This window comes from Nitrospira sp., from assembly GCA_005116745.1.
Lineage (GTDB): Bacteria > Nitrospirota > Nitrospiria > Nitrospirales > Nitrospiraceae > Nitrospira_D.
The window spans coordinates 230,887-257,776 of the sequence record SWDS01000008.1 but is presented as its reverse complement, the minus strand read 5'-3'; the positions used below and the strand labels follow the sequence as shown (position 1 = coordinate 257,776).

Below are 26,890 nucleotides of genomic sequence, written 5' to 3'. Positions count from 1 at the left end.
GACTAGGGCCTGTTAACGCTACCGTAAGCCTTCGACGATCAAGGCGAAGTGAATGAACGCGACGAACATGACATCGAGCTTGTCAAACCGCGAGAAGAGGCGCCGAAATCCTTTGAGCCGGCGGAACAACCGTTCGATCTCATTGCGGCGTGTATACAGGGCGCGATCGTAGTCCCATGGCGTGCGGCGATTGTTTTTAGGGGGCACCACCGGGACATACCCGAGTTCCACGGCCAGCTGTCGGGTCTCATCGCCTTCATACGCTCGATCCATGAGCAAGGGGATCGGGTGCGACCGTTTCCCAAAGCGATGCAGCAGCGTGCGTCCCTCAGGGGCATCGTGAGCCTGGCCCGGTGATAGGGCAAATGTCAGGGCCGTTCGAGCATCCGCGGCAACCAAATGAATCTTGGTGGTCCACCCGCCGCGGGATCGACCCAAGGCTTGCGGACCGTTTTTTTTAATGCCCCTGTCCCATCCGGATGGACCTTGACGATCGTACTGTCCAACGCCACAGCCTCGATCTTCACGCGGATGATCTGAGCCTGTTGCAACTGGGTAAAGACACGATCCAGCACGCCGCTCTTCGCCCACCGGTTCATGCGCGTATAGATCGTGTGCCAGTTCCCGAACTGCTTGGGGAGGCCACGCCATTTGCAGCCTTGCTCGGCGACGTACAAGATCGCGTTCAGGACCCGCAGATTGTCGAGCGTGACGTTGCCGCGTTGGGTCGGCAAGCATCGCTCGATGTGACGATACTGTGCCTCGGTGAGTTCCATATGCGCAGTATCGCATAAACAGGGTCAGTAGTGTTAACAGGCCCTAGCATTCACTTCGCCTTGATCGTCGAAGGCTTACGGTAGCGTTAACAGGCCCTAGTCTGGTTCTGACGATTGATGTAGCTGTCGGCGTAGCCGATGTGGATCTCCCGGAACTGGGCCAGAAGGTCAACACAGGCACAATAGGCGGACCACAGTTTAGGGTGCCGCTGCTTTCGGTCATGAACATACCCAGATAGCAGGGCGCGACCCTGATCGTCAGTCCGAATCTCAAGGGCCTGAAGGAAGGCGCGGTGGGTAGGTGGCATGTACTCCCGCATTTCTTGTAGATAGACCGTCAGCGGATCGGGCGCATGGCGGATGCCCAGTCCCGCGTCCAAACAAGGCACGATTGAGCTCTGTGCGCCGGTCTCGCCACGAAACTGCTGCGGCTGTTGCGCATAGGCCTCGACGTGGTCATAGATGAGCCCCTCGGGCAGGGACGGACTATTCTTCCAGCCGTGGATGTAGGGTCTCACGCGGGTGTAATACACATAGGGATCGCAGCGCTCCTTCATGCGGAGCAGCGTGTCCCGCATGGCGGTTTGCGCGGACGCCAACGCCTGTAACCCTAATAGCACCTCATCGTCATTCCCTTTTGAAGCCGCATTGATCGCCTGCAACAGGCCCTCCAGGCCAGGCCCCGCTTGCTTCTCAATCTGGATATGGACGACGACGAACCACTCTTCGTCCAAACCACCGAGAAAATTCTGCAGCAGCACGATATTGTCGAGCTGAATCGGCTTCGTCTGGTCAAGTCGGCGCCAGTTGTCCAGGGCGTAGGAGGCATAGGACAGGATGGGCGGGCGGCCGAGCCTCTTGGCGATCGCATACCATGGCTGGGCGAGGTGGGAGGGGAGCTTGGTGGCCGGCTGCCCCGGCGTTTCCCAGACATAGGCATGGCCTGCGAATGACAGGATTCGCATCGCGGCTCGGTATTCGTTATCATGCCAACTGGGTGGAATGGAGGAAAGCAACGACGGTTGTTCGTCGATACACTGCCGAACCCGCCGCGCACTCAACAGCTTCGGCATCTCGCGGCCGAGATGGTTCAGCGTGGGAGAGTCGGGCAGAGTTTCACAAGGATCCGATGGCAGGAAACCCCGCTCAGGGGAAATCTCAAAATCTGCAAGCGACAGCGGTTGGGATGCGTGGGAGTTCACAGAGGCCTCCTGGGCCTCACTCTACCACTCTAGCCGGAGATTGCAATCAGCCTCTTCTCCTGCTTCACACGCCGTAGGAGTGCGGGAGCTGGTCAAGGTCATGCATCGGTTCATAGGAATGAGCGCGACGAATAACAAAGGCCGCCTCAGTTGAGGCGGCCTTCATGTTTTTCCCAAATTTTGCAGGTGTGGCGTGGGCGCTCTCAACTGCGCGTATTCACCGAGAACCATCCGAATCAGGATGCTCAAAATGGCATCCCAGCTAGGCCGCAGGGAGCTCGACGACCGAAGCGTACCCTTGCGGTACGTTGCAGGGAGACGAGCGACTGAGAACGACGCTGGGTGCCATTTTCAGCATCCTGTTACGTGCCCATTTCCCAGGATGCAAGATACTTCTTCTGTTCCTTCGTCAGGGTATCGATATTCACGCCCATGCCAGCCAGCTTCAGCCGAGCAATTTCCTTATCGATCACTGCCGGCACCGGATACACCTTCTTCTCCAGTATCTTGTAGTTCTTCACGAGATATTCTGCGCCGAGCGCCTGGTTAGCAAAGCTCATGTCCATGACGCTTGAGGGGTGGCCCTCAGCGGTGGCGAGGTTCACGAGTCGGCCTTCACCGAGCAAGCTGACCCGATGGCCAGTCTTCTTCAGCGTAAATTGTTCCACGCCAGTACGAACCACCCGACGCTTGTTGGCCAGTTTTTCGAGAGCTGGGATATCGAGTTCCACGTTGAAGTGCCCACTGTTGCAGACAATGGCCCCGTCTTTCATGGCCGCGAAATGCTCGCCACGGATCACATGCAGGTTCCCGGTGACGGTGACAAAGAAATCTCCGATGAGCGCAGCCTGTTCCATCGGCATGACGCGGAAGCCATCCATCAACGCTTCAAGACCCTTCAATGGGTCGATCTCGGTCACGACCACGTCAGCGCCCATGCCCTTGGCCCGCATGGCGATCCCGCGCCCGCACCAGCCATACCCGACGACAACGACAACGGACCCACAGATCAGCCGGTTGGTGGCACGCACGATGCCATCCATGGTGGATTGCCCGGTGCCGTAGCGGTTATCAAACATATGTTTCGTGTCGGCGTCATTGACGGAGATGACGGGAAACTTGAGGACCTTCTTTTCAGCCATGCTGCGCAAGCGGATCACACCGGTGGTGGTTTCTTCCGTGCCGCCGATCACATTCTTCAACAGTTCTTTTCGCTTGGAATGCAGATGTGAGACGACGTCGGCCCCGTCATCCATGGTGACATGGGGGCGGTGCGCGATGGCGGATTCGATATGGCGATAGTAGGTGGCATTGTCTTCACCCTTGATGGCAAAGGTTGGAATGCCTTCATGTTGCACCAGGGCCGCAGCAACGTCATCCTGCGTGCTGAGTGGATTGGAGGCACAGAGACGGACATCGGCTCCGCCAGCTTTCAACGTGATGGCCAGATTCGCGGTTTCCGTCGTGACGTGCAGGCAAGCTGTGACTCGCACACCTTTCAGTGGCTGCTCCCGCTTGAAGCGTTTGCGAATGAGTCGCAATACGGGCATCGTGGCTTCAGCCCATTCAACCTTTAATCGACCCTGGTCTGCCAGCTTGATATCTTTGACATCGTAATCCACGACACCCTCCTTCTCGGAAATGCTCATCGACATTCGTCAACGGTTAATGGTTATCATTCGCCATCATGCAAAGGGGGACGGGTGGAGAACCCGTCCCCCTTGCCAACATGCTACACCCAGGGCGCTTACAGCCCGGCGTCTTTGCGCAGTGCCTTCGTCTTGTCAGTTTTCTCCCACGTGAACTCAGGTTCGGTGCGACCGAAATGGCCGTATGCCGCGGTCTTTCTGAAAATCGGTCTGCGGAGCTTGAGATGATCGATGATGCCGCGCGGAGTCAAGGGGAAATGTTTCCGCACGAGCTTATCGAGAATATCGACCGACACCTTTTCAGTGCCCTTGGTGTCGACGAGGACAGACACCGGATCGGCAACCCCGATTGCGTAGGCCAGCTGCACTTCACACTTGCCGGCCAAGCCGGCGGCGACCAGATTCTTGGCGATATAGCGAGCCATATACGAGGCGGATCGGTCCACCTTTGTGGGATCCTTACCTGAGAATGCGCCACCCCCGTGACTGCCGTGTCCACCGTAGGTATCGACGATAATTTTCCGGCCTGTAAGTCCCGTGTCCCCCATCGGGCCGCCAACGACGAAACGGCCGGTGGGGTTAATGTGATGCTTCACGCTGGTCGGATTATAGAGCCCTCTCGGCATCACAGGTTTAATGACCTTTTCCATAATTTCACGCTCAATCTGCTTACTGGTGACATCAGGGCTGTGTTGCGTGGAGACGACGATCGTGTCGATTCGCACAGGCTTGCCGTTTTTGTACTCGACCGTCACTTGGGATTTGCCGTCGGGTCGTACCCACTTAAGAAGATTCTTTTTGCGCACCTCTGCCAGCCGCTTGGTCAGCCGGTGAGCCAAGACGATGGGCATTGGCATGAGCTCATCCGTTTCATTGGTGGCGTAGCCGAACATCAAGCCCTGATCACCGGCTCCTCCGGAATCCACGCCCATCGAGATATCAGCAGATTGCTGGTGGATAGCGGTGAGCACCGAGCAGGTATGATAGTCGAATCCCCACGACGCATCGCAATAGCCGACGTCCTTGATGACGTCACGGATAATATCTGGGATTTCAACGTACGCCTTGGTTGAGATTTCGCCCGCTACCAGGGCGATACCCGTGGTCAGGATGGTTTCGCAGGCGACGCGGGAATATTTATCCTGCGCAATGATGGCGTCCAAGATGCCGTCGGAAATCTGGTCGGCAATCTTATCCGGGTGTCCTTCAGTGACCGATTCTGAAGTAAATAAGAAATTGTCTCGCATGTGCCCCTCGTGGGTTCAGGTTTATGGAAAGCCAGCGTTGCTGTGTTTGCTGATTAGTGGATGTGACGAGTGGTGCCGAGTGACAGACCCCGCACAAACCTTGGCAATTCTAGAGAGATCAGTCGGCTTTGTCCATCACTTCGAGCGTAGGGGAAGAAATTTGTCACTCGCCGCTTGCTTGACTCAGGTTTTTGTGGACTTGTAACATACCCTGCGAGCACGAGAACCTGCCGATGGCTGAGGTAAGAGAGTTTGTTTGAAGTAACCATGGCTATAGTGACGGCAGACGAAGACCGTGCCCATTCATGTATCAACATGACACTTCATCGAGCGGCGTTGGTTGTCACCTTCATGGCAGTTGGTGTGTTTTGCACGGCATCGTTCTCCGAGGCAGAATCACCCCAACCGAAAACACGGCCAGGCTTCGAGCGTGGCATTGTCCAAGTTGGTGACGAAGCACCGAACTTTATGTTGCGGGACCTTGCCGGTAACGTTGTCAGCTTGTCTCAGCTCAGAGGGAAAGTCGTCCTGCTGAATTTTTGGGCGACGTGGTGCGGACCCTGCCGTATCGAGATGCCGGCGATGGAACAGCTGTACCGCACGTTGCCGCGAAGGGAGTTCGAGATCTTGGCCGTGTCGACGGATCAACAGGGCGCTGCGGTCACCCGTCCGTTTCAGCGAGAAATGGGGTTCACGTTTCCCATTCTTCATGACTCGGAATACCGCGTAGGCCTCACGTACGGGGCCCGTTCGCTTCCGCTCACGTTTATGGTCGATCGTCGAGGCATCGTGCGACAAAAGATTTTCGGTGCACGTGATTGGGGTTCTCCGGAGGCCCGTGACCTCATTCAAGAACTGATGAAGTCGTAGCCATGACACAATCCATCCCACAGATTTCGCTCATTGCCGCTTTTTCAGCGGGGCTTCTTTCGTTTGTATCCCCATGCGTGTTGCCGTTGGTGCCGAGCTATATTTCCTACATTACCGGCCTGTCCGTTGAGCAGTTGACCGATGCGTCTGAACGAGTGAAGTTTCGGAAGGCCATCGTTGTGAACTCCTTGTTGTTTATCGGGGGGTTTTCATCGGTCTTTATTGCGTTCGGGGCTTCAGCGAGTTTTCTCGGCCAGATCCTGATCACTTATCAAGATCTCATCCGTCGTATCGGTGGCGTGTTGATTATCGTATTTGGGCTCTATCTGCTCGGAATTTTGAACTTGAAGTTCCTCAAGATGGAGCAGCGGTATCAATTCCGTAATCGACCTGCCGGGTACCTGGGGTCATTCTTGATCGGGGTTGCCTTCGCCGCCGGTTGGACTCCCTGTGTCGGGCCAGTGCTGGGGTCCATTCTTCTCTATGCCAGCACGACCGACTCTCTTTTTAGTGGGGTCGTGTTGCTGACCTTTTACTCGTTGGGGTTGGGCTTGCCGCTGTTTCTTACGGCATTGGGGGTCGATCGGTTTCTGGCCTATTTCAAGGAAGTGCGGGCGTATCTGTGGGGCGTGTCGACCGTGAGTGGAGTCCTGCTGATCCTGGTCGGCGTGATGATCTATGCCAATTCGCTGACGATGGTGACAAGCTTCTTGGAGCAATATGGGATCGGCTGGTACTTCGGCCAGTAGATAGGCATCAGCTTTCAGCAACCAGTCGTCAGCTCACGAGCAGTCTGGATCACACCACTCCCATCTCCACTTATCCAGCGGAGATGCGGTATTGATGGCTGTATATTGGCGTTACTCAGCTAAATCAGCACCAGGCACCGAGACGGCAGGCTGTAAAGCCTTGCCCCAGTGTCGTGGCAGTAGAAGCGGAAGCGCTGAAAGAGTCGAGTGATGCAGGAATGCCGAGTGTTCCCATTATTGTTGGAGCGGGCGATGGACTAACGGCCGGTCGGTTGCTTCGGACCATCCCTGGGCCTGCGTCGGAAAGGGGAACTGATTCCGATTTTTGCGCGAGGAGCGTATTCGGTTGGGCCCCGCCGATTTTCTCGAGCAAGCTCTTTCCGGCTCCTGAGGCGGTACTGTTCGGATACTTGTCGACTAAGACGACGAGATTCTCCCTGGCCCAATCGTCGGCACCCATTTCATGGTACGCCTTCGCAAGGGAGTACAGGGCTTCTGCGGCGATGGGCCTATCAGGATAGGCCTTGAGGATTTGCTGAAACCGATGCGTCGCAGCAAGGTAGGAGCCCCGCCGGTAATAGAATTGTCCCACGAAGAGATGCATCTGCGCGATCCAATCATGGCATTCCTCGAGTTTCTGCAGCGCCTGGCTGTCATAGCGGCTACCGGGGAACTCTTTTCTCATCTGTTCGAATGCAGTGATGGCCTTGTGCATCGGTTCAGGATCACGATCGATGGTCTTCGCCATCTTGACATGAATTTCCCCGATCCTAAATGCTGCGTACGGAGCCAGGACGTGATTGCGATGGAGTTCCAGAAAGTGTTTGTACTCGACTAAGGACTCCGCATACTCCTCTTTCTCGAAATAGGCCTCTCCCCGCTTCATGATGATGTTGGGGTGGTAGTGGTTCTCAACAGTATCTCCGAGAAATATTTGCTCGTCTGTGCTGCTGAAGACCTTCTTGATCCCGCTTCGAACGTCACTTGTGCCGATATCGCCGGCACACGACGTGATGAACAGTGAGCCAATACCAAGATATACAGCCAGACTGAGTCCGGATGATCGTGACGGTCGATGGGCAATGATTCGGGTTGAATGAAGAGGCATACCTTCAATACATAGCAAGGATACGGGTTAAAATCAATGCAGGAGCGGTTTGGTTGACCTGCCTCTTTCCACTCCCTATAATCCGGCCGCACATCGCAAGGTTGAGCATTTTTGCGGGGAACGGACGGTGTCGAGCGGTCATGATTCGTTCAAGAATCATCGGAACAGGTAGCTATCTCCCTTCCCGGATCGTCTCGAATGAAGAGATTGCTCCTACGTTAGGGGTATCCCCGGCCCAGATCTACCGGCTGACCGGTATTCAGACGCGTCATTGGGCCGGCGATCACGAGGCGTCTTCTGATATGGCCGTCGAGGCGGGACGTCGGGCACTTGATGCCGCCGATTGTCCGCCTTCTTCAATCGATGCCATTATTCTTTCCACCACCTCTCCGGACATGGCGTTCCCGTCGACGGCCTGCTTAGTCCAACGAGGATTAGGCTGCAGGCCAGTGGGGGCATTTGACGTGTCTGCCTCCTGCTCGGGGTTCTTGTACGGGCTCTCCATGGCCCAGGCCATGATTCTGAGCGGACAGGCCAAGACCTGTCTGGTGGTGGCCTCAGAGGTCAAGTCTCGGTCGCTCGATCCTCAGGATGACTCGACGGCGCTGTTGTTTGGTGACGGGGCCGGTGCTGTCATCCTGCGGGGTGAAGAGGCTGGCACTTCTGAGTGGCGAGGGATTCTGGGGATCAGGCTCTATGCCGATGGAGCCCACCATGGACTCATTCGACTCCCCGGCGGAGGATCACGGATGCCCTTGTCCTCCGATACGTTGCGTAATCGTGAGCACTCGCTTCGGATGCAAGGAGCGTCGCTCTTTCGGATAGCCATTCGCCGGATTGAACAGGCGGTGCAGGAGATCTTGAAAGAGTTCGGCGTCGGTCCAGGAGATCTTAAGCAGGTTGTTCTCCATCAAGCAAACGGTCGAATCTTGTCGCAAGTTGCCGAGCGCTTGGGTATTGATCAGGGGCGCGTAGCCTCGGTGATTGAACGCTATGGCAATACGTCCTCAGCCTCTCTTCCGATTGCACTCGATGATGCGGTTCGTGGCGGGAACATCTCACCGAATGATCTGGTGTTGCTGGGTACTTTTGGCGGCGGAGTCACCTGGGCCACGAGTCTCCTCCGCTGGTAACGATAATAGATCGGGAGCGGGCATTTATGTCTTGCTTGCTTCGTTCCACTGAGCAGACACTCGCTTGCCACCGCTGACTGGAAGTCGAACCACGAAACGACTGCCTTGGGGATGATTCGCTTCGACCCACACCTGTCCCCCGTGTCCCTCGACAATGTGCTTCACAATCGCCAGTCCGAGTCCCGTCCCGCCCAACTCGCGTGACCGAGCTTTGTCGACGCGGTAAAACCGTTCGAAGACACGAGGTCGGTCCTCTTCGGGGATACCGATTCCGGTATCGGTGACGGTGAGTTCGATCGCTCTGGCTAGTGGCTCCGCATTTCCAATCGAGGGAGCCAGCGCGGCGCCAACCGTGATAGTGCCTCCCTCCGGCGTATATTTGATGGCATTATCGAGGAGATTGGTCAAGACCTGCACAAGCCGACCGTCATCACCCGCCACTGGAGGTAGTGACGGATCGACCGATGTGACGAGACGGTGACGCTTTTTATCGGCAATCGGTTTGATCATGGACAACGTCCGGTCGACGACGGAACGTAGCTCAAGTGGCTCTTCCTTCAGCGAGACACGGCCCGATTCTATTTTTGAGAGTTCGAGCAGATCTTCGATGATCAGGTTCAGCCGATCGCTTTGCTTGAGAATGATTTCCAAGAATTTCGCGGAAGCAATGGGGTCGTCCTTGGCGCCGTCCAGCAGGGCTTCCACGTAGCCTTTGATGGAGGTGAGCGGAGTTCGAAGTTCATGGGAGACATTCGCCACAAAGTCTTTGCGTATCTTCTCCAGACGCCGTAGTTCGGTGATGTCATGAAAGACCAACACGATACAGGCTTCGCTTTCCCGTTCTCCCCCTGCCGGGGAGGCTTCGATCTGGAGGCAGCGTCCTGTCAGAGGGAGCACGATTTCATCCTCGTACGGCGCGGGTGATCGTAGAATGGTCGTCACGAGGTCGTTGAGCTGTTGATGGCGGAACAGTTCGGCGCAGGGGCGCCCTCGAGCTTCCACGCGCGAGATGCCGAACATCCGTTCCAACGCCGGGTTGATCTGCAACACGTGGCCGCGATAGTCCAGGACCATGACGCCTTCGACCATCGATGTGAGCACGGCAAGCAGCTGGGCGCGGTCTTCCGAGAGTTCGTCGATCTTGGCATGTAGCTGGCTTGCCATGTCATTCAGCGTCGTGGCCAGGATGCCGACTTCATCCTGCGCGGTTGTTCGAATCGGGATCGTCTGATGGCCAGAACTGAGTTGTCGGGCAGCCGATGCGATGTCCGAGAGAGGTCTGGTTATGCTGTGAGCCAACCAGACACTAAGCATCAAGGCAACGAGGAAGGCGACTCCAAGCGCGAGAAACAAGCGTTGTTTCAATTCTGAAGTCTCGCGGTCGGCGGTGACCATGGGTAGTCCCACGCGCACGGCGATCGGTGCCGCATTCTGAGGCTGACGTAGCAGCACAGCGCGATACATGGTGCGCTCGCCGGTGGTATGACTTGGACGGATGTCCTCTCCGTGTCCGGTGAAAAGGGCCTGTTGGATTTCTGGCCGAGATTTGTGATTCTCAATAGCAGGCACATCGGCATCTCGTGCGGTGCTATCGGCAAGCACCGTTCCGTCTGCGGCGACCAGCGTCACACGAGCAGATGCTCGGTTGCCCAGGTCGCGTGCTGTCTCTTGTAAGGCGGACAGAGTCGGATGGGTGGAGGGTGGGTGAAACAGCGGTTGAAAGCCGTATTCGACAAGCTTGGTTTTTGCCTCCAGCGCATCACCGAATTGCGAGAGATGCCGCTGTTCAAGGGACTGCACCGTCATCACGCCGGCGATCAGCAGCCCACAGGCAACCGCCACAAGCGTGCCAAGTGTCACTTTCCATCGAATCGACCACGTCATCCTGGTCAGTCGAGATCCCTCAGCTTGTAGCCCAATGATTTAATGGACACGATGGCGTCTTCCAGGAGCGGCAGTTTTTGCTTGAGCCGGCGGATGTGCACATCGACCGTTCTGGTTGTCCCGTAGTAGTCGTAGCCCCACACGGCATTGAGCAGCACTTCACGGGTCAACACACGGCCACGATGCCGAAGCAGCTGCTCAAGCAAGCCAAATTCCTTTGCCGTCAACGGCACCTCTTGTTTTCCGAGACTGACCTCATGCCGAGCCAGATTCATGGTGAGTGCACCATAGTGGTGCAGATCTGAGCCATTAGCAGGGGCACGCTCGATGCGACGCAGCAGAGCTTTGACACGTGCAACTAGCGCTTTTGGGCTGAACGGCTTGGTGACGTAATCGTCAGCCCCTAGTTCCAGCCCGACAATCGTATCCGATTCTTCTGCTTTCGCCGTGAGCATGAGGATCGGGAGCATGGCGGTATCGGGAACGGAGCGGAGGCGTTTGCAGACTTCGAGCCCATCCATCTCGGGCAACATCAGATCGAGGACGACCAGATCAGGCTTCTCCTCTTTGACCTTCTTCAGTGCGTCGAGCCCACTGATCGCGGTGATCGGTCGAAACCCCTCTTTCTCTAAATAGTGTTTCACGAGCTGCAGGATGTCCTGTTCATCTTCGACGATGAGCACTTTCTTGTGCGTGGAAAATCCCATAAGAACTGTGAGCGTACGGGGGAGGGGAGAGAGAGTCAAGTAACTGAGGGGAAGACCTCGGCTCGAGACTACTCAGTGATAGTGATGTCACTGGTAGGTTTCTACTGCCGGATACTACTCCCACCCGAACTCAGACATCGACGAGCAATCCGCAGATGTCAATAAATACTCTGACGTTACCTGTGGTGTCCTTGCGCGCGACTGAAAAGACGAGGTTGGACTTGGGATCCGCGTAGAGAATCGCTTCTTGGCTTCCATAAAACCTCGCAGGAAACTCTGGCTCGTCTATCTCAGACACACCGGTGAGCGCAATGGGATAGATGCCGACCCTTGATCGTGTCGTTACGTGAATTGCGTAGAAGAGGGGTTGATTCGGGTGCCCAAAACCATTGATGCTTGAGTTCTAACTCCAAGTGCAACACGACCGGCCCAACTGGGCTAAGGTGTTGTCATGCACACAAGATCCTATCGCCACCTGAGTGCCGACGAACGTGAAACGTTGAGTCTGGGATTGGCCCACGGCCATTCGGTGCGGACACTGGCGAGGGTGTTGGGACGCGCACCCAGCACCGTGAGCCGCGAGGTGGCCCGCAACGTGACGAGGGGCCGACCCTACCGGGCTTGCACCGCTCAAACCCAGGCCGCCACCCGAGCCTGTCAGCCCCGGCGACCGCGGAAACTTGTGGACCCCTGGCTGTGGCAGTACGTCCAGACACAGCTGACTCAGGGCTGCTCGCCCGAACAGATTGCCGGGCGGCTTCGCCGCGCGTATCCTGACGACATGAGGAAACAGCTGTCGACCGAGACCATCTATGCGGGCTTGTATATCTTGCCCCGTGGCACCCTGCGGAGCGAACTGCTGGCGGCCCTGCGTCAGGCGCGCAAAGCGCGTCGCCCTCGGGCGCGCGGGACGGATCGACGGGGCCAGATCCCCCACATGACGCCGATTGCCGAGCGCCCCGCCGACGTGGCCACCCGCACCGTGCCGGGCCACTGGGAAGGCGACCTCCTCAAGGGGGCGCGCAACGGGTCGGCTGTCGGCACGTTGGTTGAGCGGACGACCCGCCTGGTCCTGTTGGCAAAAATGGAGGGCACGGATGCGGAGAGCGCCTATCGCGGCTTCACCAAGAAGCTCCGGCACGTGCCCGTCGCGCTGCGCCACACCCTGACCTATGATCGAGGCAAAGAGATGGCCGAGCATGAGCGCTTGGCGCAGCAACTCAAGATTCAGGTGTTCTTTGCTGATCCCTACAGCCCGTGGCAACGCGGCACGAATGAAAACACGAATGGACTACTGCGTCAGTATTTGCCCAAAGGCACGGACCTCTCGGGCTACACCCAGCGTGAGCTGAACGCCATTGCCCATCGCCTGAATACGCGCCCAAGAAAATGTCTGAACTTCGCCACGCCGCTGGAAGTCTATGCGCACCTGCGCCATCATTCACCCGTTGCACTTGGAACTTGAAACCGCCATGCCAAGAAATTTGATATCGAATCGTTTCCTCGCAGGAACGGTGCAGACGACGACATCCTTGGCACTTTCTCCATCACCCAGATTGACAACAGCTCCCGTTTGAAAAGGTCGTTGAGCCATGCGAGGCGTCTCCTTTCATAAGAAGAAACAACGAGCAGAAGTTTTGACAGAGATTGAGCGTACGAGGGGTGGTAGAGGGAGTCAAGTCAGCAGCGTGATGGCGGCATTAAAGTGGGTCTGTTATTCGAAGACATGAGCATGACTCCCAAGAGCGCTTTGGGCTGATACCTGTCCGGGTGGGATCATCAAGATAGCATCCATATCGATAGCATTATGGATGCCCTAATGGAGGGAAGGGAGTTAGGTGCGGTGACTGTGGCTATTACTCAGAAGTCAGTAACTTAGACAACACAAACAGCCCTGCAACCCGTAGGAATGCTGGATGTGCTGTCGTTCAAATTACTGACTTCTGAGTAAGTATGTTGCAGGATCACTGGTGCAGCGACAGATCGAGCTTAGGGGGTACTGAAAGAGTTGGTTGAGGCTCATGCGAGGCCTGGAGTTGGCAAAGCAGTTTGTAAAGGCTAGGGTAATGACGACGGCAATTCTGTTGACGAGGCCGGTGGATCTGACGTATCGTGGCTTACCGATTCGGGTATCATGACTAGATGCTGGATCTGAGCCTAAGGAGCTACGCCAACCATGATGATCTATCTTGCCAATCCCCGCGGGTTTTGCGCCGGTGTCGATCGGGCGATCGATATCGTGGATCTGTCGCTGAAGAAGTACGGCGCTCCAATTTATGTTCGTCACGAGATCGTCCATAGCCGCCATGTGGTGAACTCACTCCGGCAAAAGGGCGCGGTCTTTGTGGAAGAGTTGAACGAAGTGCCTGAGGGATCGGTCGTTATTTTCAGTGCGCATGGTGTGGCGAAGTCGGTGTGGGAAGAAGCGAATCAGCGTCGTCTGCACGCGATTGATGCAACCTGTCCGCTCGTGATCAAGGTTCATAACGAAGTCAACCGCGATTATACCCAGGGGTATGAATTAATTCTGATTGGTCACGCCGGTCACCCGGAAGTGATCGGGACGCTAGGCCAGGTTCCCGACAAGTTTCATTTAGTGTCTTCGGTGGAAGATGTGGAAAAGCTGCAGGTGGATAACACCGTCAATCTGTCGTATGTCACACAGACGACGCTGAGTGTGGATGAATGTCGGGACATTGTCGGCGCACTGCACAAGCGGTTTTCAAACATCAAGGGGCCACATCAGGAAGACATCTGTTACGCAACGCAAAACCGGCAGAATGCCGTCAAGGAATTGTCTCGTCTGGTGGATGTCATTCTGGTCATCGGGTCACCGAACAGCTCCAATTCCAATCGTCTGCGTGAACTGGGGGAACAATGCGGCATTCCGTCGTACCTGATTGATTCAGCCGCCGACATTGATCCTGCGTGGCTGCAAGGGGCCAAGGCAGTCGGGATTGCAGCCGGTGCGTCAGCTCCGGAAATCCTGGTCACAGAAGTCGTTGCATTCCTGAGAGCGTCGGAACCGTCGGAGGTTGAAGAACTCACGGTGATCGAGGAAGACGTCGAGTTTCTCTTGCCGAAGGAACTGGTTCAGATAGAATCCTCGAAAAAGCCGGTAGCCAGCATCGCCGGATAGCTGGCGGTGCCATTCCTTTTATATCCCCACATGGCCCTATATATTGTAGGGCCATGTCATACATTCCACTACTCAATGTGTTTTGTTTTTGATTTCCAAGGACCCTTATGGTACAAGGACCGGAAACTTTTTGTTTCCCAAGCACGCGTCTTAATCTGCGCGTAATCGAGGGTGAGCCGATGCATCTGAAATCTATGAACATGATGGGCTTCAAGTCGTTCGCGGAAGCCAAGATTGAATTCCCTGAGGGGGTTACGGCGGTCGTCGGGCCGAATGGAAGTGGAAAGAGCAACGTCGTAGACGCCATCCTATGGGTGTTGGGCGAGCAAAGCACCAAAACGCTCAGAAGTGAAAAGATGGAAGACGTCATTTTTAACGGTACCGAACTGCGAAAGCCTTTGGGGATGGCGGAAGTGTCGTTGGTAATCGGTGGACTTGATCCGGCAATGATGAAGCTGGACGGTGGTTCGGGACTTCCGAACGAGCTGACTGAGGCGCAAGAGATGATGATTACCCGCCGTTTGTACCGCAACGGCGAGAGCGAGTATCTCATCAACAAGATTCACTGCAGGTTGAAGGATATCCGTAGTTTGCTGCTTGATACGCGGGCGGGGAGCAAAGGACACACGGTCATTGCCCAAGGTCAGATCGATCAGATTTTGAATGCGTCGCCGCAAGACAGGCGCGAGCTCATCGAGGAGACCGCCGGCATTGTCCGGTATAAGAAACAGAAAGCCGAGGCGCTACGGAAGTTGGAAGCGACGCAGCAGAATCTTCTACGTGTCCGAGATATTGTGGCAGAGGTCAAAAAGCAACTCAATTCCTTGGAACGCCAAGCTCGCCAGGCGCGGACCTTTCAGACACTGCAGGGTGAGGCGCGCGGAATCGAAGTGATATTGTTGACGAGGGAATTCAGGGTCTTACGACAGGCATTGCAGGAGGCGGACACTGATGTCCTGAACCTGGATCAACAAGATTCTGAGAAAGCGGTCGACCTGGCTCGGCTGACAACAGAACTCGAACAAGTGCGTCTTGATGCGATTGCGACTGCTGATTCTATCGGGAAGATTCGAGAGGAACTGGCGGGTGTCGAACAACGGCAGGCCCACGCGCTGACGGCGGCGGAGGTCGAACGAAACCGCGGGTTGTTATTCGGCCAACAACAGGTACAGGAATCAGCTGAGCTGGAGGAGCTAGTTCGATCACAAGAGCAGCTGGCCGCCGGGCTTCACGTCATCGAGTCGTCATTGACGTCGGCCGAAGAGGAGATGGCAATTCGGGATCGGATTCTCGGGGAACTCGATGAAGAGCTGACGCGCTTGCTCAATCAACGGGCTGCGGCTGTTGCGGAGGAGGAGCGAGGGCGAAAAGATGTGCTGCAATTGGTTGTGCTTGTTGCGAATACTGAACAAGGTATCTCGCAATTGGCCAAGCGAATGGAAGATCTCGCGGGCCGCGGCACTCGCTTGTCGTCGGAGCGAGACGAGCTGCGCAACCAACGTGAATCGGCGATCGAACGTTACGAGATCTTGCGCAAGGAATATGGAGAGGCCGATCGCCTTGTCTCGCAACTACGAACAGAACAACGCACCGTGCAAGAGGAGGCGGCTCAAGCGACGGGCGCCCTCCAGTCGTTGGATCCGGTGATTTTACGACGCTCGGAAGAGCTGGCTGGAGTGGACTCGCGGCTTGAAGCATTGCAGGGTGTGGTTCGTGAAGAGATGGGTTACGGTCGACAGGGGATCCAGCAAGGCCCCGCCCTGAAGTCTTGTGATGGGGTACGGGATGCGGTGGCCGAATGGTTGGTAGTTCCGTCGGGGATGGAACGGGCGGTTGAGGCGGTGTTGGGGGAGCGCGTCAGAGGATGGTTTGTCGATGAACCGTCTGTCGGGCAGAGGTTGATTCGATTTCTTCAACAGGAATCGCTTGGGCGAGGCAGCTTTATTCCGCAGTGCCCCCGATGGGAAGGCGGACGGACTCATGCTTGGTGGACGTCGATTGCAACGCAGCCAGGCGTGGTCGGGCTCGCCGTGGATCTGATCCAAACCGATGCCACCCGAACGGCGGCTCGTGATTCGTTGTTCGATCGTATCGTCATTGTTCGATCATTGGACCAGGCGATGCACTTGTGGGAGCAACATGTGTGGAGTGCTCCAAACGGTCCAATCTTAGTAACTCTGGATGGGGAAGTGGTGGATGCGTCGGGTATCGTGACGGGCGGTCAGGTTCAAGGAACGCCGGGTTTGCTGGAACGCCGGCGAGAGGTGATCGACCTTGAAACCAAACGCCATGTGCTTCTGGAGGAGCTTAATCAGAGCAAGCAACAGCGAGAGATGGTGTCTGCCCAGATCCAGATGCTCACCCAGCAGGGCCGCCAACTTGGAGATGCGCTTCGTGATGCCGAGATGCAGAATCTGTCGCTGCGCAAGGATGAAGAGAAGCTTCAGCATGTGCTGAATGACCTTGACCATCGACTTACTGGAATGGAGAAGGAAATTCAGGACGGTGTCAGCGAAGGTCAGCGGTTGGAACAAGAATCGCACTCGGTCCAGACTCAATTGGGTCAATGGTTGGCTGAGAAGAATGGACAGGAAATGATGTTGGGGAAGGTGCGCGAGCGACTGGGGCTGCTCGATCAAAATATGAGAACGCACCAGGAGCATGTGACTGAGGCGAAGCTCACTGCGGAGGGCTTGCGAGCCAAACGGCAACATGAGCAACTGAACCGCACTCGTGTGACACAACAGATCCAAGAGACGGAAGATCGGCATCGTGCATTGGGTGAGCACCTGAACAGTCTGAAGGGGCTCATTGAGCAGAGCCAGACAGAACAAACTCGTCAGGAGGGCCTCTGCCAAGAATTCAGTGTCACCGCTGGGCGGGTGAAGGGAGAATTGGTCGCAGCTCAAGAGCGACAGGCGCAACAAATGGCGGCGAGTCAAACGCGTGAGTCCGGTCTGGAAGAGTTGCGACGAGGGATTTCAGTCCTGCGAGATGCTCGAATGAGCGTTGAGGTTCGTCGAGCGGAAATCCGCACCCAATTGGGAACTGTCGAAGGAACATTGTCGGGGACCTATCAGCTTGACCCCCTCACATTGATCGTTGATCCTACGCAGTCGAGCGACTCTATGAACGAGGCTGAGGCCATGGCCGTAGAGGAGCCCGCGCCGCGCTCTGATGCCGAGTTGAAAGAGCAGTTGCAGAAGCTCCGTGACCGGATGGATCGAATGGGACCCATCAACTTAGCTGCGATCAGCGAACACCAAGAGCTGGAAGAGCGCCATACATTCTTGTCTGCCCAAGAGCAGGATCTGTCAAATTCGATCGCTTCACTGAAGGAAATCATTCAGCGGATTCACCAGACGACGAAAGAGATGTTCTCAGCTACGTACCAAGAGTTGCAGCAGAAGTTCACCGAGGTCTTCGGTCAGTTCTTCCCTGGAGGAAGGGCCGAGCTGCAGTTGGTCGATGAACCTCCTGCTGAAAATGGAGAACCTTCCGGTAATCAAGAGCCAGGTATTGAAATTGTGGCGCAACCGCCTGGGAAACGGCTGAAGAGCATCACCATGCTGTCAGGCGGAGAAAAGACGCTTACGGCGATGGCACTGTTGTTTGCGAGTTTTCTGATCAGGCCGACACCGTTCTGCCTGTTGGACGAAATCGACGCCCCACTAGACGAGGAAAATATCGGACGGTTTACAGGGGTCTTGAAGGAGTTGGCGCAGACTGCGCAGTTCCTCGTCATTACGCACAATAAGCGGACGATGAGCATCGCTGATTCTCTCTTCGGCGTCACCATGGAGGAGCCAGGGGTGTCCAAATTGGTGTCCGTCAGACTCGGCGATTTGCAACCAGTGTAGGGGCGGCCGTCTGGCGCCACAAGCTTCTGCTCAACGTAAGGATTAAGAGTTCTCGCACCTTTCTTCACTGTCCTGGTTAGACTCGTTTCGGGACGGTCTTACCGTCAGCCGTGACCTGTCTCCAGGTGACGGACACGGTTTTCTGCTTACCGCCATAGCCTCTTTTGTCTCTGCAGTGCCAATTCCCGTAGGTAGTTTGACATTTTAGTGTTCAGGAATGTCCAGGTCATATGCCGGGAAATGCTCTGGTCATCCGAAAGGGCTGCAGAGTTGTGAGGCGAGCTCCCATCACGCACTGAGAAGTGGATGCATTTATTGAATTAAATCTTAATTTGTCAAATACTTATGGGGGTGTCCGCTCTTATGTGCCAATAGTGGATGTGTAGTCAAGAAAAGTGGTTTTGCTATGAAATGGCGAATGACTCACGGTATCGTTGTTGCTTTAGCAAGAGTGTGAAAGCTGCTTCACAGCCTGCATCAACGAGGAGGGATCATGGCGCTTTCAAAAATCCAGGATAGAGGGCTCCACCCACAGTCGGTTGCTCTTGCCCATGTGACCTTGGAAGCACTGCTCAGGCCCAACTGCAAAGCGGCGGAGGGGCCATTTCAGGTGGCGTGGGGCGAGCGGAAGGAAGAGTTGGAGCATGATCCTTTGGCGTCTGCCAGAGGCATTGTCAATGGACTACGCCTGTCAGTCACGTTGTGGAGTTTCGTTACTCTCGTTGTCCTCTTGACGCGGTAACCCTTTTCCCGTCTTGTCGCACTTACTTTTCTGCGCACATCTTTTTCAGGCCCAGACCCACCGTGTCTTTGGTGAGGGCATGTTGCGAATAGCAGCATAAGTCACCAGTCGAACCAGAATCTGTTACCCTAAAAACCCATGAGCCGGTTCAGCCAGAAGATTACTCAGAAGTCAGCAATTTGAACAACAGTACATCCAGCATCCATGCGGGTTACAGGGCTGTTTGTGTTGTCTAAGTTACTGACCACTGAGTAAGGTGAACACTGGCAATGTCGGAACCACCAGCTAGGGTTCAACGTGTCTTGGCGTTAACTCTCGCCACGACGACGATAACAATGCAAATCTCAACGAGAGTCACGACTGGCCCAGTGACTGCGACGGTTGGGGACTGCCTCGAACAGCCTGAATTTCCGCATCGTTACTGCTGGGCCTATCAGCACTGATCGTGGTATCGATCAACGACAGCTTCGTGCAGGGTGGGCTGTCCACTTACCATCTGTAGCTTTGGCGGTAGAGTGGTGACGTTCCTCTCATATGTCATCAATGGGCTTTAGTAACGCCGTGACGTTCAGTTATGGATACAGTAGAAGCGGTGTTCTCAATCACCTACATCGATAAAATATATAGATACTTCAGGCACTTCTCCCACCACTCGCTTGACTCGTTTCAAATCGTCTGTTATAAGCCTTCGGAGCATCCACAGGGAGTATTGGAAAGGTTTACGAAGGGAGACCATTGCAAGATGCCGGTCTTTCACCCTCCTCAGTCCTGTCGGTCAAGTCATAAAGATTCATGAATATCATCAAGGCGTTGTTCAACCGCCTCTCTGACAGCCTGCTCTCGACTGTTCAAGGGCGACTCGATCCTGCTACGGAGTTGACTCCTGGCGCGTCGCTTCGTTTGGTTTCTGATAAACCGGTTATCCTGGCCTCATTAGATTCTTCGGCTGCTCGCCGACCCATCGGTCATGCCGTGAGCCAACCTGATGCGGTGGATGATGCAATCAGGCGGAGTCAATCATGGTTCTTCAACCGTCAACATGCCGAAGGGTATTGGGTTGCCGAGCTGGAAGCGGACACCACGCTGACCTCTGAATACGTCATGCTGCGTCGGTTTCTCGATCGGGTCGATCCTGACCGAGAGGTGAAGGCTGTCCGGTATCTCCAGGCGACACAACTGCAGGACGGTGGATGGCCGATTTATTATGGTGGCCCCGCGGAGATCAGTGCATCGGTCAAAGCATATTTTGCACTTAAGTTATGCGGGGTGTCGGCGGACGAACCGTTCATGGTGCGGGCAAAAGAACGGATTCTGGCCATGGGTGGTGTTCTGCAAGCCAACGTGTTTACCAAAATTACGCTGGCTCTGTTCGATCAGTATGATTGGGAAGGTGTTCCCCATATGCCCGTCGAACTGATGTTGTTGCCGAAAAAGTTCTACTTCAGTATCTATGCGATCTCCTATTGGTCCCGGGCCGTGCTGATTCCCTTACTCATTGTATTTGCGCATCGCCCGGTCTGCCGGATCCCATGTGAACAAGGTATCGATGAGTTGTACCCCATCCCGCGCCTGGAGGTTCGCTATTGGAAATACCCTCCGTTCAACAAGGATCAGGCCTGGTTCACCCCGCATAACTTTTTCGTGGCATTAGATGTGATGCTGAAGCTGTATGATCGGATGCCCATGCGGGCGTTACGGGAAAAAGCCCTGCACAAAGCTGCTTGCTGGATGGTGGATCACCTTAAAGGGGACGGCGGACTCGGTGCCATCTATCCGGCGATGGCTAACTCCATCATGGCACTCCAATGCTTAGGGTACGATGCCAATGATCCCCTGGTCGTCAAGGCGCTTCGCGAGATCGAGGCGTTGGAAGTCTACGATTCCACGATGGTCGATGGTGAGTCCGTTCCCACGCTCCATCTCCAGCCCTGTTTTTCTCCCGTTTGGGATACGGCGTTGCTTATGAATGCGCTGGTTGAAGCGGGAGTGCCGCAGGATCATCCTGCGCTCCAAAAAGCAGGCCGGTATCTTATGTCCCGGCAAACCAAGGCTGTCGGTGACTGGATCATCTCCTCACCGAACGCGGAGCCAGGTGGATGGTACTTTCAGTTTGAGAATGAATCGTATCCGGATGTTGACGATTCCGCTGTGGTCATCATGGCGCTCTCTAAATTGAAGATTCCCGGTCATGAGGACGAGCTGAACGAGTCTATTGGCCGCGGGATGCGCTGGGTCTTGGCGATGCAGGGATCCGACGGCGGCTGGGGTGCCTATGATAAAGACAACAACCGAGTCGTCTTCAACTATATCCCCTTCGCCGATCATAAAGCGCTCTTGGACCCGAGTACCTCCGATCTAGCCGGGCGTTGTCTGGAAATGCTCGGCGCATTGGGATACGACATGACGCATCCAGCTGCCGGACCTGCACTAGCGTTCCTCAAGAAAGAGCAGGAGGAAGATGGTAGTTGGTACGGTCGCTGGGGCGTCAATTACATCTACGGGACGTGGTCTGTCTTGGCAGGACTCAGGGCTATCGGGGAAGATCTCTCGGCACCGTATATTCGTCGAGCGGTTACCTGGTTGGAATCAAAACAGAATCCTGACGGTGGGTGGGGTGAGTCCTGTCTCTCCTATAGGGATGATAGTGAGGTTCACGGAAAAGGGGAGAGCACAGCCTCGCAAACAGCATGGGCGTTGATGGCTCTAATGTCGGCTGATGCGGTTGATTCTTTCAGTGTTGCGCGTGGGGTGCAATTTCTCCTTCGCTGGCAGATGAAGGATGGATCGTGGGAGGAAATTAGTCATACCGGCACGGGGTTTCCACGCGTGTTTTATCTTCGGTATCATTGGTATTGTCAGTACTTCCCCCTGTGGGCTCTGGCGATGTACCGTAATCTCCGTTCCCGTGGGAAGATACGGGCCGACGAACTGCGTCATCACATTCAAGGAACTGACTTGTATCGGTCCAAGCATTGACCCACGCCGATTCCTTTTCTCCACGTGCATCTGGTGCTGTGCCATCAAAACGAATCGTCATTTTTTCCGCCACCCCTTGGGAAATGAGCGCCGTTCAGTCGGCGTTCCCTCCTGGCGTTGAGCGTCGAGTCGGCGGTCGTACTGTTTTCGTGTGCACTGTAGGCGACAGTGAGTATTGGCTAGTTCAAACCGGCGTCGGTCTTGAAAAAGCGGGTCGAAGCGCTGCCCAAGTGCTTGACAACCAATCGTTCAGCCTTGTGGTATCGACGGGGTTTGCCTGTGCGCTCATCGCAGCGGATATCGGGGCACTCTTGGTAGGCCGTGAAGTGGTGTATTGCAGAAATCATGGCGACGAGCCGTCAGCGGTTCTCGATGTGCCGGGTGATGAACGGGACCTCGCCGTGACGTCTGTCGAGCCCCTGGTGCCGTCCGAACACATTGGGCGGTTTGTCTCGACCGATCACATCATTGGCAGTGCCCGAGAAAAGCAACGGTTTGCGTTGAGCACTCAGGCCATCGGCCTCGACATGGAGAGCTTCGCTTTGGCTGTCCAAGCACAACGGGCGCAGGTTCCCTTTGTGATCATCCGATCCGTTTCGGATCGTCTGGACGAAGATCTTCCACTTGACTTCAATCTGTTTCTCAGGCCCACTGGGTGGCTGAAAGGGATCGAGACGATCTTGGCCGCCCCTTCATGCCTCTTGGGTCTTGGCCGGCTCCGTCGACAGAGTCTGGTCGCAGCAGAAGCCTTAACGGCCTTTTTCAGGAGCTATGTGGCGGCGATGGTGACCGAGCGACCAAAGAAGGCACTCTCGCCGACTTGACCATGACGCTACTCGCACTCATGGGCCGATGGGCTCTTACCTATGTGGCGGAAATGGGCCGGATGTTGATCTTCATGGTGGCATCCTTCGCCTGGTTGGCACGTCCACCGCTACGGGGCATGCAAATCATCAAGCAACTCCACTTCATCGGCTACAAGTCGACGTTTGTTGTCGTGCTGACGGCTGCCTTTACAGGGATGGTTCTGGCGCTGCAAGGCTACTATACGTTACGAAAGTTTGGGTCTGAAGGACTGTTGGGTTCCGCAGTCGCGATCAGTATGATTCGCGAGCTTGGGCCGGTCTTGGCTGCGCTCATGGTGACGGCGCGCGCTGGTTCCGCGATCACGGCGGAGATCGGTATTATGCGGATCACGGAGCAGATCGATGCGCTCGACACCATGGCCATCAATCCGCTCCAATACCTAATTACGCCGAAACTTGTCGCCGGGTTGATCGGTGTGCCTCTGTTGGTCGCCATCTTCGACGTGGTGGGAATCTATGGAGGCCATCTGGTCGGGGTGGAACTGCTTGGTGTGAATGCGGGTTCGTATTGGAACTCCATCGAGTCCGCAGTGGAATGGAAAGACGTCTATGGCGGCATTCTCAAGTCTGTTAGTTTTGGTCTGATCGTGAGCTGGGTCTGTTGCTATAAAGGCTTTTACACCAAGATGAGTGCCGAGGGGCTCGGCACCGCCACGACAGAGGCGGTCGTGTTGTCGTCGGTCTTGATTCTCATCTGGGACTATTTCCTGACATCATTGTTTATGTAACCATGCTGAAGCTCGTCGGTGTGACAAAGATGTTGGGAGGACAACCGGTGCTGCGAGGTATCGACCTTGACGTACCAGAAGGGAAACTCACGACGATCATTGGACGCAGTGGGGAAGGCAAGAGCGTGTTGCTCAAGCACATGATCGGCTTGCTCCAGCCTGACTCTGGAGAAGTGTGGGTCGATGGAGTCGAGATTTCTCGGCTCCGCGGCCATGCACTCAATGAAGTGCGCAAACGGTTCGCGATGTTGTTTCAGGGCGCGGCGCTGTTCGATTCACTGACGGTTTTCGAAAACGTGGCCTTTCCACTCCGAGAACGACTTCGAATGAAAGGGCCGGATGTGGCCAGCCGTGTCGATGAAAAGCTGGAACAGGTAGGTTTGGCTGGAATGGGACACAAGTTTCCAGCGGAATTGAGCGGAGGGATGCGGAAACGTGCAGGTCTAGCCCGTGCGTTGGTGATGCAACCGGAGATTATCCTCTTCGACGAACCGACGACGGGGCTCGATCCGCTCATGGCCAAGTCAATCCATGATCTGATTACAAGCATGCAGCGGAAGTTTGGGTTTACCGCCGTGATGGTGAGCCATGAGATTCCAGAGATATTTGGGATTTCAGATTATATTGCGATGTTGAAACATGGGAAAATAGCCGTGATGGCAGAGCCGGCAGAATTTCAACGGACGTCTGATCCTGAAATCAGAGAATTCATTTCAGTTGGCGGGACGATGCCGCTCACCAAGGTGGTGTCTGCGGGCTAGAGGAGTGCCATAATGGAGAAAAGCAGATTGGAGCTGATTGTCGGTGTGTTTGTGCTGGTTGGGATTGTCTGTCTGGGCTATCTCTCGATAAAACTTGGCAAGTTGGAACTCATCGGGGGAGATGTCTACGAAGTGGATGCGCTGTTCAATTCAGCCACAGGGCTGAAGTCCGGGGCGGCTGTGGAGGTTGCCGGCGTTGAGGTTGGCCGAGTCAAGGCAATCAGACTGAAAGAGGACCGGGCGATGGTGAGGCTGGCGGTTCAAAATGGGACGAAGCTCTATTCCGATACTATTGCCTCGATTAAAACTAGAGGGATCATCGGTGAAAAATACCTTGCGCTCTCGCCGGGAGGAGGGGGAGACCCTCTGAAACCGGGAGATGCCATTCGTGATACGGAATCAGGCCTCGACTTGGAGGAGTTGGTGAGTCAATACGTTCATGGTAAGGTCAACTAACCAGACTCTGTCTGTTGGGTGTGGCGGGAAAGACGAACATAAATATATAATTGGTGGCGGAGAGAGGGGCGCGATGATAGCGATCGGAAATACGTGGACTAAGTGGAGAGGCCGCAGCTCGTGGTTCACGGTGCTTATGATGGTCATCTGCATCGGAGTGGTGGCGGTACCAGGGTATGCTGGGCCTCCTACCGATTCCATGAAATCGACGATCGATGAAGTGCTTCGTATTGTAAAGGAAAAGGAACTTAAGCAGCCGGCGAAGTCAGAGGAACGGCGACACCTACTTGAGAAGGTGGTGTCGGCTCGATTTGACTATACGGAAATGTCCAGACGGGCGCTTGGAGCTCCCTGGAACCAGCTGACTGATCAGCAAAAACAGGAATTTGTCGATCTCTTTCAGACGCTGCTGACTAATTCGTACGCGGACAAGGTCGAAACCTATTCTGGCGAAGGCGTGCAGTATCTCAATGAACGAACGGAGAAAGAGTACGCGGAAGTCAGGACCAAAGTGCTTTCGGGAAAGACGGAGATCCCGCTTGACTATCGCTTGGTCAATAAGGCAGATGATTGGCGGGTCTATGACGTCGTCGTGGACGGAGTCAGTCTGGTGAACAACTATCGCGGGCAGTTTACGAAGATTCTTCGTGCCTCTTCTTATTCAGATCTCGTCGATCAGCTCCGCAAAAAATCCGACAAGCTCAAGGCGCCATAACGTCGTTTGCGGAATCATGAGTACGTGTATGCGTAGCCTTGTCTTTTGGATTGTTTTTCTGCTGTTGTGGAGCCTCTTCCCTATTTTCTCCGACCGCGCTGGGGCGGAAGTAAAGTATTTTCCGATCCCCGCCGTCAGTTCCAGTAAAAACGACGGCAATGACATCGGAATGATTGTGCCGGCCCTGATCACGGGACCGGACGGGGATCTCAAGTATTTAGTTGCGCCGATGGTGGTCTACAATTCGATCGTGGGCACCCGTGGAACCGTCAATCTGTTCCGTTATGAGCCGGGTGGAAAGGAGCTTCGAGGTATTGCGTCCTGGACGGAAATAATCGAGCGGAAATTCTTGCTGAGCTATGTCGACCCTGGTTTCAGTAATGGTCGGTATAGCATTGGGTTCAGTGCCATGCATTTCAAGAATGCCACCGTGCGTTTTTTCGGGCTTGGTCCAACCACGGTAGAGGGGCAAGAGACCAACTACACGGCCTCTGAGACGAGGTTGAACTGGAAATTCGGTGTCTATGCGAACGAGGTCACGCAAATCGCGGTCAGTCAGCGGTTGCGGCACATGCAATCGATTCAACAGGGCGCCACGGAACTTCCCTTTTCCGGAGATCTGTTTCCCGATGCCCCAGGTGTGGGAGGGGCAACGATTCTCGGCCAGCGGATCAGTTTTCATTATGACACGCGGAACAATTTAGTGACTCCCACAGATGGGATGGCGATTACGGCGTACGCCGAACTGAACTATAACTTTAAAAATGGAGCCGACCCTCTGTATTCTCGGTATGGTCTCGAGATCAAAAAGATGTTTGCGAGTGAATCAAAACGAGCGATTTTGGTGATTCGCGGCGATCTGCAAGCCACGCTTGGCACGGATGTTCCATTTTATGAGCAGAGCTCGTTGGGCGGACAGAATAATCTGCGCGGTTTTGGTTTTGATCGGTACATTGATAAGCAGCTGATTGCGTTCAGTATTGAAGAGCGGATTCATATCGTACGAACGCGTCTGGCCGGGGTCATGGCGGATTTTGAGATCGCACCGTTCATCGATACCGGACAAGTCTTTAACTCATTTAAGAATGTGAGTTTCAAAGACTACCGCATTACCCCAGGAATCGGATTTCGAGGAATCATCCGGCCCAATGTTGTGGGGCGGATCGATTATGGGTTCAGTAAAGAAGGGGGAGCTATTTTTGCTGGGCTCGACTTTCCGTACTAACCGGCACCATCCGGTGTCCGTACCAACATAGGACAGTCCAGTTCATGTATATCAAGGTCTAGAAGAGAGGACGCTCGCCAAGGCACATTTCATAAGT

21 protein-coding genes are annotated in these 26,890 nt (G+C 55.1%); 14 read left to right on the top strand and 7 right to left on the bottom strand.

Annotated features, from left to right (window positions below; all coding sequences use genetic code 11):
* Window positions 1-18: 18 nt before the first annotated feature.
* From E8D52_13155 to E8D52_13140, 4 genes are all read right to left on the bottom strand, one after another.
* Window positions 19-776, bottom strand: a protein-coding gene (locus tag E8D52_13155; GenBank protein TKB67513.1) for an IS5 family transposase whose coding sequence is annotated in 2 segments (ribosomal slippage) — window positions 19-461 and window positions 461-776 — 759 coding nt in all. Because the reading frame shifts where the segments join, the coding sequence is not laid out codon by codon here.
* An 86-nt stretch (window positions 777-862) separates the two neighbouring features.
* Window positions 863-1,978 carry a hypothetical protein gene (locus E8D52_13150; protein TKB67512.1) on the bottom strand — a complete coding sequence of 372 codons (1,116 nt, stop codon included), beginning with the start codon at window positions 1,976-1,978 and terminating at the stop codon, window positions 863-865.
* 362 nt (window positions 1,979-2,340) lie between these two features.
* Entirely contained in the window at window positions 2,341-3,600 is a 1,260-nt protein-coding gene (locus E8D52_13145; protein TKB67511.1) for an adenosylhomocysteinase, read from the bottom strand.
* Window positions 3,601-3,725: 125 nt separating this feature from the next.
* Window positions 3,726-4,874 (bottom strand): methionine adenosyltransferase, encoded by a 1,149-nt coding sequence (locus tag E8D52_13140; protein ID TKB67510.1) that lies wholly within the window; start codon window positions 4,872-4,874, stop codon window positions 3,726-3,728.
* A gap of 351 nt (window positions 4,875-5,225) precedes the next feature.
* On the opposite strand from E8D52_13140, the gene E8D52_13135 reads away from it, so the two are divergent.
* Window positions 5,226-5,744: a TlpA family protein disulfide reductase gene (locus tag E8D52_13135; protein ID TKB67542.1), complete on the top strand. Its 519-nt coding sequence runs from the start codon at window positions 5,226-5,228 to the stop codon at window positions 5,742-5,744.
* Between the two features lie 2 nt (window positions 5,745-5,746).
* Window positions 5,747-6,493 carry a cytochrome c biogenesis protein CcdA gene (locus tag E8D52_13130; GenBank protein TKB67509.1) on the top strand — a complete coding sequence of 249 codons (747 nt, stop codon included), beginning with the start codon at window positions 5,747-5,749 and terminating at the stop codon, window positions 6,491-6,493.
* Window positions 6,494-6,617: 124 nt separating this feature from the next.
* On the opposite strand, the gene bamD is transcribed toward E8D52_13130, so the two are convergent.
* Window positions 6,618-7,601 (bottom strand): outer membrane protein assembly factor BamD, encoded by a 984-nt coding sequence (gene bamD, locus E8D52_13125; protein TKB67508.1) that lies wholly within the window; start codon window positions 7,599-7,601, stop codon window positions 6,618-6,620.
* A 140-nt stretch (window positions 7,602-7,741) separates the two neighbouring features.
* Between bamD and E8D52_13120 the strand changes: the two genes are divergently transcribed.
* Complete coding sequence (locus E8D52_13120; GenBank protein ID TKB67507.1) at window positions 7,742-8,734, top strand: ketoacyl-ACP synthase III; 993 nt, start codon at window positions 7,742-7,744, stop codon at window positions 8,732-8,734.
* Window positions 8,735-8,758: 24 nt separating this feature from the next.
* Here the strand turns inward: E8D52_13120 and E8D52_13115 are convergent, their stop codons facing one another.
* Window positions 8,759-10,618: a cell wall metabolism sensor histidine kinase WalK gene (locus E8D52_13115; GenBank protein ID TKB67506.1), complete on the bottom strand. Its 1,860-nt coding sequence runs from the start codon at window positions 10,616-10,618 to the stop codon at window positions 8,759-8,761.
* 5 nt (window positions 10,619-10,623) lie between these two features.
* Window positions 10,624-11,325: a response regulator transcription factor gene (locus E8D52_13110; GenBank protein TKB67505.1), complete on the bottom strand. Its 702-nt coding sequence runs from the start codon at window positions 11,323-11,325 to the stop codon at window positions 10,624-10,626.
* A gap of 451 nt (window positions 11,326-11,776) precedes the next feature.
* On the opposite strand from E8D52_13110, the gene E8D52_13105 reads away from it, so the two are divergent.
* The 11 genes from E8D52_13105 (at window position 11,777) to E8D52_13055 (ending at window position 26,793) form a co-directional block, all read left to right on the top strand.
* The gene (locus E8D52_13105; GenBank protein TKB67504.1) at window positions 11,777-12,790 is read left to right on the top strand and encodes an IS30 family transposase; all 1,014 of its coding nucleotides are present in this window, start codon (window positions 11,777-11,779) and stop codon (window positions 12,788-12,790) included.
* A gap of 711 nt (window positions 12,791-13,501) precedes the next feature.
* On the top strand, window positions 13,502-14,464 hold the full coding sequence (gene ispH / locus E8D52_13100; protein TKB67503.1) for a 4-hydroxy-3-methylbut-2-enyl diphosphate reductase: 963 nt from the start codon (window positions 13,502-13,504) through the stop codon (window positions 14,462-14,464).
* A 107-nt stretch (window positions 14,465-14,571) separates the two neighbouring features.
* Window positions 14,572-18,324: a chromosome segregation protein SMC gene (gene smc, locus E8D52_13095; GenBank protein TKB67502.1), complete on the top strand. Its 3,753-nt coding sequence runs from the start codon at window positions 14,572-14,574 to the stop codon at window positions 18,322-18,324.
* Window positions 18,325-18,817: 493 nt separating this feature from the next.
* On the top strand, window positions 18,818-19,066 hold the full coding sequence (locus tag E8D52_13090) for a hypothetical protein (protein ID TKB67501.1): 249 nt from the start codon (window positions 18,818-18,820) through the stop codon (window positions 19,064-19,066).
* A 792-nt stretch (window positions 19,067-19,858) separates the two neighbouring features.
* A complete protein-coding gene (gene shc / locus E8D52_13085; protein ID TKB67500.1) occupies window positions 19,859-22,042 on the top strand; it encodes a squalene--hopene cyclase in 2,184 nt (727 codons plus the stop codon).
* A 38-nt stretch (window positions 22,043-22,080) separates the two neighbouring features.
* On the top strand, window positions 22,081-22,866 hold the full coding sequence (locus tag E8D52_13080) for a hypothetical protein (GenBank protein ID TKB67499.1): 786 nt from the start codon (window positions 22,081-22,083) through the stop codon (window positions 22,864-22,866).
* A gap of 2 nt (window positions 22,867-22,868) precedes the next feature.
* Window positions 22,869-23,636, top strand: a complete 768-nt coding sequence (locus E8D52_13075; protein ID TKB67541.1) for an ABC transporter permease — start codon at window positions 22,869-22,871, stop codon at window positions 23,634-23,636.
* A gap of 2 nt (window positions 23,637-23,638) precedes the next feature.
* Entirely contained in the window at window positions 23,639-24,397 is a 759-nt protein-coding gene (locus E8D52_13070) for an ATP-binding cassette domain-containing protein (GenBank protein TKB67498.1), read from the top strand.
* 12 nt (window positions 24,398-24,409) lie between these two features.
* Entirely contained in the window at window positions 24,410-24,853 is a 444-nt protein-coding gene (gene mlaD, locus E8D52_13065; protein TKB67497.1) for an outer membrane lipid asymmetry maintenance protein MlaD, read from the top strand.
* A 73-nt stretch (window positions 24,854-24,926) separates the two neighbouring features.
* Entirely contained in the window at window positions 24,927-25,568 is a 642-nt protein-coding gene (locus E8D52_13060; protein ID TKB67496.1) for an ABC transporter substrate-binding protein, read from the top strand.
* A gap of 16 nt (window positions 25,569-25,584) precedes the next feature.
* Window positions 25,585-26,793, top strand: a complete 1,209-nt coding sequence (locus E8D52_13055; protein TKB67495.1) for a hypothetical protein — start codon at window positions 25,585-25,587, stop codon at window positions 26,791-26,793.
* Window positions 26,794-26,890 lie beyond the last annotated feature (97 nt).

Bases quoted from the DNA above. Each gene is read 5' to 3' on its own strand.
- E8D52_13060 (TKB67496.1), top strand. From the start codon at position 24,927: ATGATAGCGATCGGAAATACGTGGACTAAGTGGAGAGGCCGCAGCTCG.
- E8D52_13115 (TKB67506.1), bottom strand. From the start codon at position 10,618: ATGACGTGGTCGATTCGATGGAAAGTGACACTTGGCACGCTTGTGGCG.
- E8D52_13110 (TKB67505.1), bottom strand. From the start codon at position 11,325: ATGGGATTTTCCACGCACAAGAAAGTGCTCATCGTCGAAGATGAACAG.
- E8D52_13090 (TKB67501.1), top strand. From the start codon at position 18,818: ATGGCGCTTTCAAAAATCCAGGATAGAGGGCTCCACCCACAGTCGGTT.
- E8D52_13105 (TKB67504.1), top strand. From the start codon at position 11,777: ATGCACACAAGATCCTATCGCCACCTGAGTGCCGACGAACGTGAAACG.
- E8D52_13055 (TKB67495.1), top strand. From the start codon at position 25,585: ATGAGTACGTGTATGCGTAGCCTTGTCTTTTGGATTGTTTTTCTGCTG.
- E8D52_13140 (TKB67510.1), bottom strand. From the start codon at position 4,874: ATGCGAGACAATTTCTTATTTACTTCAGAATCGGTCACTGAAGGACAC.
- bamD (TKB67508.1), bottom strand. From the start codon at position 7,601: ATGCCTCTTCATTCAACCCGAATCATTGCCCATCGACCGTCACGATCA.
- E8D52_13135 (TKB67542.1), top strand. From the start codon at position 5,226: ATGGCAGTTGGTGTGTTTTGCACGGCATCGTTCTCCGAGGCAGAATCA.
- ispH (TKB67503.1), top strand. From the start codon at position 13,502: ATGATGATCTATCTTGCCAATCCCCGCGGGTTTTGCGCCGGTGTCGAT.
- shc (TKB67500.1), top strand. From the start codon at position 19,859: ATGAATATCATCAAGGCGTTGTTCAACCGCCTCTCTGACAGCCTGCTC.
- E8D52_13120 (TKB67507.1), top strand. From the start codon at position 7,742: ATGATTCGTTCAAGAATCATCGGAACAGGTAGCTATCTCCCTTCCCGG.
- E8D52_13130 (TKB67509.1), top strand. From the start codon at position 5,747: ATGACACAATCCATCCCACAGATTTCGCTCATTGCCGCTTTTTCAGCG.
- mlaD (TKB67497.1), top strand. From the start codon at position 24,410: ATGGAGAAAAGCAGATTGGAGCTGATTGTCGGTGTGTTTGTGCTGGTT.
- E8D52_13070 (TKB67498.1), top strand. From the start codon at position 23,639: ATGCTGAAGCTCGTCGGTGTGACAAAGATGTTGGGAGGACAACCGGTG.
- E8D52_13075 (TKB67541.1), top strand. From the start codon at position 22,869: ATGACGCTACTCGCACTCATGGGCCGATGGGCTCTTACCTATGTGGCG.
- smc (TKB67502.1), top strand. From the start codon at position 14,572: ATGGTACAAGGACCGGAAACTTTTTGTTTCCCAAGCACGCGTCTTAAT.